The 13,270-nt window shown below is 58.7% G+C and carries 12 protein-coding genes; all 12 read right to left on the reverse strand.

Annotated features, from left to right (window positions below; genetic code table 11):
* Positions 1-24: 24 nt before the first annotated feature.
* The 12 genes from dsbG to BFV64_RS11665 all read right to left on the reverse strand — a co-directional run bounded on the left by dsbG (position 25) and on the right by BFV64_RS11665 (position 13,266).
* Complete coding sequence (gene dsbG, locus BFV64_RS11610) at positions 25-783, reverse strand: thiol:disulfide interchange protein DsbG (protein WP_014883877.1); 759 nt, start codon at positions 781-783, stop codon at positions 25-27.
* 41 nt (positions 784-824) lie between these two features.
* On the reverse strand, positions 825-1,436 hold the full coding sequence (locus tag BFV64_RS11615) for a DsbA family protein (protein WP_045282121.1): 612 nt from the start codon (positions 1,434-1,436) through the stop codon (positions 825-827).
* A 7-nt stretch (positions 1,437-1,443) separates the two neighbouring features.
* A complete protein-coding gene (locus BFV64_RS11620) occupies positions 1,444-3,468 on the reverse strand; it encodes a protein-disulfide reductase DsbD family protein (RefSeq protein WP_069602099.1) in 2,025 nt (674 codons plus the stop codon).
* A gap of 48 nt (positions 3,469-3,516) precedes the next feature.
* Positions 3,517-3,885, reverse strand: coding sequence for a hypothetical protein (locus tag BFV64_RS11625; RefSeq protein WP_014883880.1), 369 nt, complete (start codon positions 3,883-3,885; stop codon positions 3,517-3,519).
* Positions 3,886-3,972: 87 nt separating this feature from the next.
* Positions 3,973-4,533: an RNA polymerase sigma factor gene (locus tag BFV64_RS11630; protein ID WP_014883881.1), complete on the reverse strand. Its 561-nt coding sequence runs from the start codon at positions 4,531-4,533 to the stop codon at positions 3,973-3,975.
* A gap of 5 nt (positions 4,534-4,538) precedes the next feature.
* Entirely contained in the window at positions 4,539-4,958 is a 420-nt protein-coding gene (locus BFV64_RS11635) for a hypothetical protein (RefSeq protein WP_023292366.1), read from the reverse strand.
* Between the two features lie 197 nt (positions 4,959-5,155).
* Positions 5,156-6,706 (reverse strand): methyl-accepting chemotaxis protein, encoded by a 1,551-nt coding sequence (locus BFV64_RS11640; RefSeq protein ID WP_032636463.1) that lies wholly within the window; start codon positions 6,704-6,706, stop codon positions 5,156-5,158.
* 89 nt (positions 6,707-6,795) lie between these two features.
* Positions 6,796-7,812, reverse strand: a complete 1,017-nt coding sequence (locus BFV64_RS11645; RefSeq protein ID WP_014883884.1) for a LacI family DNA-binding transcriptional regulator — start codon at positions 7,810-7,812, stop codon at positions 6,796-6,798.
* 28 nt (positions 7,813-7,840) lie between these two features.
* Complete coding sequence (locus BFV64_RS11650) at positions 7,841-9,247, reverse strand: sucrose-6-phosphate hydrolase (protein WP_047626214.1); 1,407 nt, start codon at positions 9,245-9,247, stop codon at positions 7,841-7,843.
* A complete protein-coding gene (locus tag BFV64_RS11655) occupies positions 9,247-10,617 on the reverse strand; it encodes a sucrose-specific PTS transporter subunit IIBC (RefSeq protein WP_014883886.1) in 1,371 nt (456 codons plus the stop codon). The genes BFV64_RS11650 and BFV64_RS11655 overlap by 1 nt, the downstream gene beginning before the upstream one ends.
* Positions 10,618-10,684: 67 nt before the next feature.
* Complete coding sequence (locus BFV64_RS11660) at positions 10,685-12,202, reverse strand: carbohydrate porin (RefSeq protein WP_045134002.1); 1,518 nt, start codon at positions 12,200-12,202, stop codon at positions 10,685-10,687.
* Positions 12,203-12,375: 173 nt separating this feature from the next.
* Complete coding sequence (locus BFV64_RS11665) at positions 12,376-13,266, reverse strand: fructokinase (RefSeq protein ID WP_045282124.1); 891 nt, start codon at positions 13,264-13,266, stop codon at positions 12,376-12,378.
* Positions 13,267-13,270 lie beyond the last annotated feature (4 nt).

Consider the following 13,270-nt stretch of genomic DNA (forward strand, 5'->3'; position numbering starts at 1 on the left):
ACGTCCTGTTTCTGCCTGCGTTCTTTACGGCTTCGGCCCGAACATCGCTTCAAGCTGCTGCGCGTCCGGCATCCCGACAACCTGCTGCAGCTCATTTTCCGCGTTCATATAGTATATGGCCGGGGTGGCGTTGGCCCCCAGACTGTCCATCAGCGCCTGGTGTTTCTGCAGGATCGCTACCGTTTCGCGAGACCCTTCCCCCTCAGGTTTCGGTAACTTTTTGCCACCGGAGAGCTCGTATTCGCGCCAGGCCGAGACCGGATCTTTCGCATTCAGGATCGCGGCAGCGTTACGTCCGCTGTTAGGGTTAAGAAACGCCACCAGCAGCGTATTCAGCTGGACCTTGCCCGCCTTGACCCACGGCTGCGCCTCTGACCAGAACTGCTTGCAGTACGGACAGAACGGATCGGCGAAGACGAAGACTTTGCGCGGCGCGTTATCCGCCCCTTCCTTCAGGGGATGCGCCGCGTTGAGCGTCTTCCACATTTCGCGTCCCATCGGGGCATAGATCTCTTTCTGGAAATACCCCTCGCTGAGGTTTTTCCCTTTGTCATCGTACAGATAGCCCGAAATCACGTGCTTGCCGTCCGGGGTTAAAAAGAGCGTCACCCCCATGTCCTGATATTGCCCCAGCCAGGCCGGCGCGCCGCCGGGAGCATCCAGCTTCTTGATGATTGTAATGTTCTGCTGCTCGCTGAAGTGCTTAACCACATCCGGTATAGCGTCAGCCGCCTGAACCAGCCCTGAGGTCGCCAGTGCCGAAAGTAACAGTAATTTTTTCATATCCCTCTCCGGTTTATCGGGGGCATCACGCCCCCTTCAGGTTAGCGGTTTTTCAGCGCGTCGCTGACGATTTCATCGAACTGTTCAAAAGGCACCCAGCCGGGCAGCAATCCCTCACCAATCAGCGTGGCGGGCGTACCCTGAATGCCCATTTTTTCCGCGACAAGCAGGCTGCGCTTGATCGTCATCAGACTCTCCTCATCAGGCGTGGTAACGCTGACCCCTGCCCGTTTCTGCGCTTCCTGAATGCTGGCGTCATCGTGGTACCCCTTTTTAGCCATCAGGGTATTGTTCAGTTTCATAAACTCCCCGGGATCCTGACGCCAGAGCGTGAGCGCATCGCGCGCCGCGGTCAGCGAACTTTCCGAGCGGTAAGGTAAAAACTTAAACACCACGGCGACATCGGGATGTTTTTCTACGATCTTCTCCAGATAGGGGTCGAATTTCTTGCAGTACGGGCAGTTGTAGTCGGTAAACACCACCAGGGTGAGCTTCGGATTTTTCGCGCCGATACGCGGGGAATTCGGATCGTTAAACAGAAAATCTGCGATCATCTTCTGCGCACGTTGCTCCTGATCTGGCGTCAGCGGCTGAGCGGCCATCGCCTGAGCCGAGGCCAGCAGGAGCATCAGCGTGATAAGGAATTTTTTCATAATACGTTTAGCCTTTTGCGTTGTTCAGGGTGGTGACCAGGGTGCGTTTATCCAGCAGCGGCGAGAGGATTTCGCCCTCCGGCAGACCAGGGCCATATACCGCATTAAACGGAATAGCGTAGCGGTTTCGCTTCGCCAGAAAAACCGCGATAAAGACGGACGGCTGGCTCCAGTCACTGCGCAGCGCCACTACGTCCGGCTGACTCAGCGCGGCAATGATGTCTGGCTGATTCAGGACCCGATGCTCGTTAACTTTGCAGGTCACACACCAGTCCGCCGAAATATCCACAAACACCCGTTTCCCCTGAGAAAGCGCCTGCTGGATGGCGTCTTCACTCAGTGGCTGCCACGGGATGGTCTCAGCGATATGTTGCGCCGGAGCGTCCGGCGGCGAGGTAAACACTCCGCGCAGCTGATACCCGCCAAACGCCGACAGCGCGATGACCACGATCCAGAACAACGGCGAGGAGGTTTGCCCCTTCAACGCGAACAGCACCAGCGCGACAACAATCAGCACCAGCACCACGATCTGACTCACCATTGCCCCCAGATGCAGGCTCAGCAGCGTCGCCAGCCAGAGGCTGGAGGCCAGCATCATCAGGCCCAGGATCGCTTTAAGCGTGTTCATCCAGCGGCCAGGCTTCGGCAGCAGCATGGCCGTTTTGGGCACCAGGGCGACAAACAGCCACGGCAGGCTCATGCCCACGCCGAGCATCAGGAAGATGAGCCACAGGGCGTGCAGCGGCGCGCCAAGGGCAAAGGCAACTGCGGTACCGAGGAACGGTGCGGAGCACGGCGTGGCTAGCAGCGTAGCAAACATCCCTTCGCAGAAACTGCCGCCAAGCCCCGCCCCGCCTGCCGTAGCCAGTCGCCCGGTAGCGGCAGAAGGCAGCAGCATCTCAAACGTTCCAAACAGGTTCAGCGCAAAGAGGAAGGTCACGGTAACCATCAGCCCGATAAACCACGGGTTCTGGAACTGAATGCCCCAGCCCAGGGACGCCCCGGCCAGCTTCAGCCCGGTCACCATGGCGGCCAGCAGCATAAAGGAGGTGAGGATCCCGGCGCTGGTTGCCAGGAAGCGCAGCCTGATGACGCGTCTGTCCGAACCCGCCTGCAGAATACTGTTAAGCTTCATTCCCATCACCGGCAGCACGCACGGCATCAGGTTGAGGATCAGCCCGCCCAGCAGGGCAAAGAGCACCATTTTGCCCGTCCCGCCTGGGGCGGAAGGCTCGGCGGGCGTAGCGCCAACGGTCATCGTGGTTTGCTGTGCGTCACTGCCATTGGTCAGTACAAATGACAGCCTCTTTCCTTCCAGCGACGTGGGCTTATCGCCCCATTCGTCGGTGACGGGCACCGTGACCCGAAGCGTATTGCCATCGTGCTTAATGGCCGGCTCGCCGGGCAGAATATCCCCCTCCAGCGGGTCAAAGTAGATCCCCGGATTATCCCATTTCCCGTCGGTCGTTCCCGTCACCACCAGGTTGCCGTCAGAGAGCCAGGCGGACAGATCGGCGGAAACGCCAGACGTGCCCGGCACGGCCTGCATCGCGCGGTCAAAGGCGTGACGGAAACCGTCATCCACCGGCTGTGTAAAATCGAGGTGCAGCGGGTAGTCCGTCAGCAGACAAACGTTACTGCACGTGGAGAGCGTGAGCGTGCCGTCGAGCGTGTCGCCCTTCACGCCGTCGAGCACGATGGGGATCGTGACCTTATCGTGATAGCCCTGCGTGGTCATACCGGAGATATCGAATCGCGACGGTACCGGCCAGGACCAGCTATCCGTAACGCCCTGCGGCCAGGTGATTTTTGGCGCGACGCCACCCTCGCCCGGCGACCGCCAGTAGGTTTTCCAGCCGGGCTTTAGCTCAACGGTGAGCAGGCCTTTAATGTGCGTTTGTTCCCTTTCCGCCTGAAAGCGGATGCGGGCGTGATCGTTTTGTGGGGAGACCAGCCAGCCTGTGTCCGCCGCATGGACAATTCCGATGCAGGACAGCCACAGGAAGACGAATCCCCTGAAGAGGTTAACCATGTTTTACTCCGTGCACAGTGAAAAATTATCGTGTGATGACGATGATTTTCATTCACGGAAAACGCAGTTTTTAAGGTGTATTCGGGGAGGCGGTGCCTGAACGGGCTGTTCCACGGGCGCAAATGCCCGCCCTTGCGTAAACAGCTGCAGCAGCGCGAAGAAGATAATAATGGCCGGAAGCGCGCCGTCGAAGAACAGTGGCTGCGCGCAAAGCAGGGAGTGCGCGCCTAGCTGACAGGGTGAAGGCCCAGACTCCCCGGCGTTGCTTTGCGACGGGGCGTCTGCACTCAGGGCGATCTGCGGCTCCAGTCCCTGTAAAAAATGGTTGAGCATGACCGCACGCTGCACGAGGCAAAGCGCCATCGCGAGACAGGTAACGATCAAAAGCCATTTTCCGAGGAGCTGACGGTTGCGCATAACATTCCAGAGTGACAAGACGCCCCGATCATAAACGATAGTGATGAATCTACAAGTACCGGAAGTGTAAGGTTTTGTCTGAGGCCGCTATTCGCCCGTCAGGGCATCATAGATATCCCGCAACCGCGTGCGCAGAAACAGCACCGCCTTGTGCTTGCGGGATAACAGCGCCTGTTCGCTGGCCCCCGTCTCCTCTGCCAGCATTTTAATGCTGTAGCCGTGAAGCTCGGTCTTTTCAAACACCTCGCGCTGCGGCGGCGGCAGTTCAGACAGGGCCTGCCCCAGCTCTTCCCACAGCAGCGTTTTGAGATACTCCTCTTCCGGCGTCTGCGGGACACCGAACAGGGTTTCGGCCAGCTCGTCCTCCGGGAAGCCCTCCTCCTCTTCATCCGTAAAATAGCCGGAGAGAGACACCTCGCGTTTCTTACGCGCCCGGTCGGTCATCTCGTTACGCGCCGCGCGGAACAGCCAGGCGGCGACGTTTTCGACCGGCTGCTCCACCTTCATCAGCTGATAGGTCACTTCCTGCAAAATGTCGTCGGCGTCGTCGCGCACGGATGTTCGCCCGCGAATAAAGGCCTTCAGCCGGGCGCGGCAGGCGTTGAGCGCCGACATCAACAGGGATCCGCCCACCTCTCCGGCTTTCATCTCGCTCACTCTGCGTCCGGCGCTTTTGGCGTAGCGTCATCGCGCTTATCGTCACGATGACCGTGCCAGCCGCAGTGGCCGCGCCCGTGGCGACCAAAGCCTTCGCGGCGCTGCTGAATAAACGCCTCGCGCTGTTCGGGCGTCATGTTCATCCAGCGCTCGTGCATCCGGCGGTGTGCGCCAAACATGCCGGGACGGAAGCCCAGTCCGCCAAACAGAATGCGGCTCAGCACCAGAATGCCCAGCGCCTGCCAGAAACCAATGGCTTTCACGCCAAGGATTGCCGGGAGCAAGGCGTTCCACAGGGACATCACCAGCAGGCCGAGCACGATGAAAATCACCGCGCCGATGACTAAGCCCTTGCCCATACGGTGACGACCGAATCCGCGCCCGTGACCTCTGCCGTGCAGTTCAAAATCTCTCATGGTGTTACCTCGTTTATCGTAACTGATTATGGCTTGTGATGAGGTAGACGGATGAGGGAGGGAAATATTTCTGGGGGAATGAAATAATTTTTACGGATGCGCAATCGCAACGAGTGCCCGGCGGCGCTAACGCTTGCACGGGCCTACAGATTTCGTAGGCCGGGTAAGCGTCAGCGCCACCCGGCAGATTCAAAGAATTACGCCTGCACCGGCAACCTAAAACTCGAAATACTCCGTGAAAGCTGCTGCGCCTGCTCTTCCAGCGAGGCAGCCGCCGCAGCGGACTGCTGCACCAGCGCGGCGTTCTGCTGGGTCACGCCGTCCATTTCGGTCACCGCCTGCCCGACCTGGCTGATACCACGGCTCTGCTCTTCCGAAGCCACGGAGATCTGCTCCATCAGCGTATTCACTTTGTTCACCGATGAAATAATCGAGTCAATCACCTCGCCCGAGCGGTTGACCAGCTCCGCACCGTTTTTCACGCTGGAAACCGACTGCGCAATAAGGCTTTCAATGTCTTTGGCCGCCACCGCGCTTTTCTGCGCGAGGGTGCGCACTTCACTGGCCACTACCGCAAAACCGCGGCCCTGCGTACCGGCGCGCGCCGCTTCCACCGCTGCGTTCAGCGCCAGAATGTTGGTCTGGAAGGCAATGCTGTTAATCACGCTGGTAATGTCTTCGATGCGCTTCGAATTCGCCGCGATGGTATTCATCGTGTCGATCACCTCGCGGGTCACCGCTTCGCCGGTATGGGCATTGTGCACCGCGTCCTGCACCAGTTTTCCGGCCTGATACACGTTATCGGTATTGTTCGCCACCGTCGCGCTCAGCTCTTCCATGCTTGCCGCCGTCTGGGTCAACGCGGAAGCCTGCTGCTCGGTACGTGATGCGAGGTCGATATTGCCGGAGGCAATCTCCTGCGCCGCGTGCGTCACGGTGTGGCTCGCATCGCGCACCTGAGCAATAGTGGCTAGCAGTGCCTGACGCATCTGCTCCATCGAGCCCATCAGGTGGTCGATTTCATTATGCGAACTCCCCTTCACCGGCACCGGAATGTCGAGCTTGCCCGCGGCGATCTGGCTGCAGTGCTCGCGCGCCAGGTTGACCGGCGCAAAGACGAAGCGCTTCATGAAGAGGCTGACGGCAACAATCACCAGCACAAACAGGCAGGCGATAACGGCAATCATCACCAGGCCGGAGACGAAATTACTGCTCGCGTCTTCGTTCAGGCTTTTGGCGTATTTCTGGTGGACGGAAAGGACCTGGTCGAGAACGATTTCGTACTGGCGGTCGAGGCGGGAAACTTCCGGGATCAGCGCGTTAAATTTAGCAACATCGTGTGCCTCAGCGGCATCGATCAGCGGCGCCAGCCCCTGGTTACGGTAGTTTTGCCAGGCATCCTGATAGGCACTCACCAGCGGCGCTTCATCCGTGAGTCGCGGCGAAGCCATAAAGGCCGCAAAGGCGTGGTCCGCTTTGGTCAGCGCCTCTTTCACGGCGGCAAGCTTCGCCGCCCCGTCTGCCGAGTTGCCCGCTTCCACCATCTTCACATACTCCATCACGCGAACGCGCAGCGTACGGCTATGGTTGATGGGGTCAATAATCGACAGCACAACCTGGATCTCTTTGTTGACGTTATCCAGGGAATTATTACTTTTAATGATGAGGCCAACGCTGGTGACGGTGCTGACCACAAAGAACAAAAGCAGTGAGAACAGGACAATCAGGGATGACTTTTTCAACGACATAAACCAATACCTCAAGGAGAATTATTCCTTATGGTTATCGGCGCATCCAAAACTTAAATTAATTAAAGTTATTGATGTATCGAACGAGGCTATACCGCTGACTTATAGCGCCGCTGCAGGGTGGCATTGAGCTTGCGCTGCAACGGCTGCGGCGTCTCCCCTTCGATCAATTTGCCAATCAGATCAAAGCAATGCCACGCCAGCTGGCGATTGTCCTGGCGAATGGTATCCACCGGGATCGTCAGCGAATCGTAGAGATAGTGATCGTCAAAGCTGGCTAATCTGATATCACTTTGCATCAGGTTATGTTGACCCATATAGCGCAGTACCCCTTCCAGCAGCCCGCAGGCGGCGGTGAACAGGGCTTTCGGTGGGCGTCCCAGACGGGCGCAGAGTTCGGCGAACATTTCGTAGCCGGAGCTCGGGTGGTAGTTGCCGTGAATGATCCACTCGGGGCGCAGTTCCACACCGGCCGCTCGCAGACCTTGCTTAAACCCTTCCAGACGGTCGCGAGTCGGAGAAAGGCGCGGCTGTCCGCCCAGAAAATAGAATTCATCCGGATGCTGGCGGGCAATATCCGCCACCAGTTCCGTCGTTGGGGTGATGGAATCGGTGATCACCAGCGGCAACGTGCTGTCGTTCATATGGCGATCAAAAAGCACCACGGGCAGCTGCTCGCTGAGTTTCAGGTAGTCCGCATCATTAAGCATGCTGGAGGCGACAATCAGTCCGTCGACCTGACGCGCCACCATGTTATTGACGACCACCGTCTCCTGCCCCGGATTTTCATCGCTACAGGAGATCAGCAGCTGGACGCCCGCCTCGCGGCACAGCGTTTCCAGCTCGTGAGAAAAGACGGCAAAGCCGTAGTTGGTGATCTCCGGCACCACCAGACCAATGGTGTGGCTACGGTTATCGCGCAGTGACCGGGCGTGAATGCTGGGCTGATAGTGGTGCTCTTTCGCAATCGCCAGCACGCGTTCACGCGTCTCTTCCGCCACGCGAAGCTCTTTGCTGCGCCCGTTCAGGACCAGGCTGGCGGTGGCTTTTGACACACCCGCCAGCTCCGCGATGTCTTTAATGGTGACGCGTTTTGTTTTTCTCACAACGACTTAGATCCGGCTGCCAAAACCCTCATTCTATCATGCAGGCGCGCAGCGACCAGTAGCGTAATGTGATATCGGACGCACCTTCGAAGCGCACCCAGGCCGGATGGTCAGGAAAATAGCGGCTGCTCATCACCCCTTCGCCATGATTGATGAAAATTTCAACGCTGGAGCGGTCGCACAGGACGCGTAAATGGTGGACGTCCCCCTGCCAGTAGCGGGTCAACGTCTCACCGGTTTTCAGGCTAGCGCGTTCCAGCCGCACGCCCTGCTCATCAACCGTGAGGCGCAGCGCGCCCGCAAAATCGACGTTCACCTGCGAGGCGCTTAACTCAAACTCCAGTCGCGCGGCATCCAGAACGGGCGCATCGCTGGCACGTCCCTGCCAGTGCTGCTCCTCTTCACGCAGCGCCGCCAGCTCACGCACCGGAGTCTGCCAGAGCTTGCCGTCGCGATACTGCAATTCGCGCGGGCAGGTCATCTGGTGCATCCAGCCGTGCGACCGCGTCGGCTGAAGCATCTCTTCCCCGTCCGGTACGCCCATCCAGCCAATCAGAATGCGTCGTCCATCTTCCGCCAGCGTCGTTTGCGGGGCGTAAAACTCAAAGCCCGCGTCAAGCTCGTGCAGCTCGCCGTGCGCAAACGTGCCGCGTTCATAGCTAAACGCCCCACTCATCCAGGCGGCCGGATAGGTGTTGAGATAGCGATACGGCTCGCGCGCCAGCCCCTGCGGACAGCAAATCAACACGTGCGTACCGTCGAGCGCGAACAGATCCGGGCACTCCCACATATAACCTGCGTCCTTCAGGCCGTTGACCCCGTGACCAGCGATTTCACCGCAGGAAGCCCAGGCATGTAAATCAGCGGATTTAAACAGCAGCACTTTGCCGCGCTTTTGCAGATCCTGCGCGCCCAGCACCATGTACCACAGCCCGTCGTGTTGCCACACTTTCGGGTCACGCACGTGACCGGTGTAGCCCTCCGGCAGCGCCAGCACCGGCCCCTGCTTTTTAAAGGTGCCGTCCGGCTGTTCCTCGGCCAGGCACTGCCAGGCGGTACGGCTGCCGTCATCGAACTTCACGTTGCCGGTATAGCACAGCGTCAGCACGCCCTGGTTATCCACGGCGCTACCGGAGTAGCAGCCGTTGCGGTCATACTCTTCGTCGGGCATCAGCGCCAGCGGCTCATGCTGCCAGTGGACCAGGTCCGCAGAACTCCAGTGCCCCCAGCATTTATAACGATGCTCACAGTCCAGCGGATTCCACTGATAGAACAGATGGTAGCGACCGGCAAACCAGATAAACCCGTTGGGATCGTTCATCAGCCCCGTCACCGGCGCGGCGTGCCATTGCGGATAATGGCTGTCAGCCTGCGCGCGCGGCTGCCCTTTCATAACGGCCTGCAGAATCGCAGGCCAGCGGGAAGGTAACGTCATTATTCAGAGTCCGTTTTATATTTCAGCAGCAGCGAGACGGTAAACGCCACGCCGAAGGCAATCACCATGCCGATAATATAGTTGAGCAGCGAGCTGGCCTGCACGATGGCCATACCCGGAATGGCGGTCAACCCGACGGCAGTCATGTAGACATGCACAGAGACCACCCAGGCGCCCCCCACCGCGCCACCAATCAACGCGGCAATAAACGGCTTAACGAAACGCAGGTTGATACCAAAAATGGCCGCCTCGGTGATGCCCAGCATCGCAGAGAACGCCGACGGTAACGTAATGGCTTTGATTTTGGCATCGTTGGTTTTGAACCACACCGCCAGACAGGCTCCGCCCTGCGCCACGTTCGCCATGGCCCAGATCGGCAGCAGGAAGTTCACGCCAATCGACGGGTTGCCCAGCAGCCCCGCTTCAATCGCGTGGAAGCTGTGGTGAATACCGGTGATCACAATCACCGAATACAGTCCGCCAAACAGCAGCCCGGCAAGCCAGCCCGCGTGGGCGATAAGCGTGCTCAGGATAAAGGAGATACCATCCCCTAAGGCGCGTCCCGCCGGACCAATAATCAGCAAGGCGATAAAGCCAGAGATCACAACGGTGAGGAACGGCGTCAGGATCAGGTCCAGCGCATCCGGAATCACGCGGCGCAGGTTTTTCTCCACGATGCTCATAAACCAGACGGCCAGCAGCACCGGAAATACCGTGCCCTGATAGCCAATCATCGCGATTTCCAGGCCGAAGAAGTTCATGGTGTGGAAACCGGACGCCACGCCCCAGGCGTTAGTGAGCGCCGGGTGGGTCAGGATGCCGCCCAGCGTCGCGCCCAGGTACGGGTTACCGCCAAACTCCCGCGCGGCGGTAAAGCCGATCAGGATCGGCAGAATGATAAACGCCGCCGAACTGCACATGTCCAGCATGATATAGATAGCGTTGTCCGCATTGACCCAGCCGTAGGTTTTCACCATGCCGAGCAGGCCCATCAGCAGGCCGGACGCCACAATCGCAGGAATGATCGGCACAAAGATATTGGAGAGCAGACGCGCTATGCGCTGGAACGGGTTCAGCTTGCGCGCCGCCAGGTCCGCCGCCTCAGACTTGCTGGACTCGCTAATCCCCGCCGCCTGAATAAACGCGGCGTAGACTTTATTCACCACGCCCGTACCAAAAATCACCTGCATCTGCCCGGCGTTACGGAAACAGCCTTTAACGCCGTCGACCTTGCCGATCGCCTGCTGATCGGCCAGCGCGTCATCAACCAGCACCAGACGAAGACGCGTTGCGCAGTGCGCCGCGCTGGCGATATTTTCCTTGCCACCCAGCAGCGGAATAAGCTCGCGGGCGATTTGATTAAAATCCATAGATACCTCTGCCTGACTTCTTTTTTATGATGTGCGAAACGCCCCCGCCAGGCGGGAGCGTGATGGGTTAAAACCAGGTTTCCATCTGGACCCCAAAGTTCCATTCCCCGCCGGCGTTGAAACCGCTGCTGCCAAAGGCATCATCGCTGGCGTAATTATCCAGTTTGCTGCTCCAGTCCATCCAGGTGGCGAACAGGCGAAGCTCCGGGCGGCTGAAGAAATCGCCGATTTTGCTCGCTTTTAACGTCGGAGCAAAGGTCAGCTTGTAGAAACTGCCGTTGACGGCGTTTCGGTCTTTATAACCTTCCGGGTTTAAGTCCATGTACTGATAGCTTCCCTCAAACGCCAGCGCGAAATTCTGGGTCACCTCTTTAATCAGGCGGGTGTTGAGCGTGACCCACTCATAGCTGTCGCCTTTGACGTAGCGATCTTTACTGCTCTGCGCCAGGACGGCAGGCGCAATGCTCCAGCCACCGCCAATTGGCGTGACACCGTAACTTGCAAAGCGCCAGGTATCTGCCTCGGACAGCAGTGCGCCATCGGAGCCGATGCTTTTCACTTCCGCCCCCAGCCCGTGACCATACAGCAGCGCGGTTTTGGCCGTCCCCTCCCGCAGGCCGTAGAAGCTCTCGTTGTGCAAGCCCACCAGGGCATGAACGCCCGTGTTGGCGGCATCCGTTTTGATGAGATCGCCGTTCGCGTCTTTACGATCGTCATTATCTTTTGCCCGCAGGCCGCTCACCATCAGCTGGAGCGGCCCGGCGAAGTGGTTCATGCTGAGGATATAGTTCTGAACGTTATTGTCGGTCTGCTCCACGCTGCCGAAGTTGCGGCCATAGAGGGAGAAGTTACTGCGCAGCGAATCGTTCCATTTCACGTCGTAGACGCCACCACCGGTACCGGCCAGGAACACCACGTCGGAATCCAGCCAGTGAATATCAAAGTTATCGCGGTCGAAGCGTTTACCTGCCCAGAAGGTACTGCCCTTCAGCGCGCCGGTGAAATCAGGGAGATTGCCCAGCTCCGCAAAGGCCTGACGAATATTGAGATCGCTGGTATCAGCTGACCAGTCGTTATAGGTTCTCTGGCCGTCGGCCAGCATCGCTTTAAAGCGCGTCGTCGCCCCGTTATCCAGGGTCTGTTTGTGCTCCAGGTTCAGCTCAACGTAGGTGTCGGCTTCATTACCCAGACGCCCTACCGCACCACCGGTTTCGCCAGCTGGGGTCAGATAAGGACCGCTTTTGCTGCTGGAGGCCGCGTCATTCATCAGCAGGCCGGAACGAGCGTAGCCGTGGAACTCAAACCCGCTGCTTTGATCCGCTTTCTTCTCCAGCGCAGTGGTGCGCTGCGCCACCGCCTGTGTTGTCGACTGCGTCTGCTGCTGCGCGGCAACGAGCTGCTGCGTTTTTTGTTCTGCTTCCGTGGCGCGTTTCTCCGCCCTCTGCGCGCGTGTCTCTGCGTCCTGAAGGCGTTGTTCCATTGCGGCAAGCCGCGCTTCGATACTTGTCATATCCGTTTGGGCAAAAACAGAGGTACTTCCGGCCAGCATGCCTATCATCACGGCAAGTCTGCGTTTTTTATACATTTTGTCGCATCCCTCAAAGAAGTCATTAAACGTGCTAAATTGCTAAACCGGTTTAGGTTGCTGATACTAAACTGGTGAATTTTGGATCGGCAATCTTTTTTGCTAAACCGTTTTAGTAAGTGTGATCGGGGCGACAATTCAGGCCGTCGACCGACGGCCTGTGAAGGAACAAATTAAAGCTCGTGCTGCCAGGGTAAGGCGGTCATCGCCCCTTTCGCGGTGGTGGCTAGCGCGCCGCAGCGCTGGGCTAAGGCGATGGCGGGAACCAGTTCAAGACCGGCGGCCAGCCCGTAGAGCAGTCCGGCGACGAAGGCATCCCCCGCGCCGGTGGTATCGACACACTTAACCGGGGTTGCCGGATAGTGGTTCACGGTGCCTTCATGCCAGGCAATAACACCCTCTTTACCTTGCGTGACGAGCACCCGCCGCGCCGGACAGCGGCGCATGAGTGCAGCCAGACCGGCGTGCACCTGCTCCTCGCCGGTTAAAAATGCCAATTCCTCGACGGAGAGTTTCACCACATCAGCACGCTGCAGCGCCTGTTCAAGGCTGCGTCGAAGTGCGGTTTCATCCGGCCAGAGATCCGGGCGTATATTGGGGTCAAAACTGACGTAACCGCCCGCCTTCCTGATGGCATCCATCGCCTGAAAGGCCGCACTGCGGCTGGGTTCAGCGCTTAGCGCGATGGAGCAGACGTGCAGCCATTCACCCTGGCTGAAGGTAGGCAGATCGGCAGGTTCCAGAAACAGATCGGCGCTCGGGCGCACCATAAAGGTAAACGAACGTTCGCCCTGTTCGTCGAGATCGACCACCACCGTTGAGGTGCGGTGTGCCGGGTCAAGGCGCATCCACTGCACATCGACCCGCTCGTCAGCCAGTGTGTGAGCCATAAAGCGCCCGAAAGGATCATCTCCAACTCTGCCAATAAACGCGCTACGCCCCCCCAGGCGGGCAATACCGACCGCAACGTTTGCCGGGGCGCCACCCGGACATTGCAGCAATCTTCCTTCTCCATCAGGCAGCAGATCCACCACCGCATCACCCAGTACCCAGATTTTTTCCATGTGA

Source organism: Enterobacter kobei, assembly GCF_001729765.1.
GTDB classification, from domain to species: Bacteria; Pseudomonadota; Gammaproteobacteria; order Enterobacterales; family Enterobacteriaceae; genus Enterobacter; species Enterobacter kobei.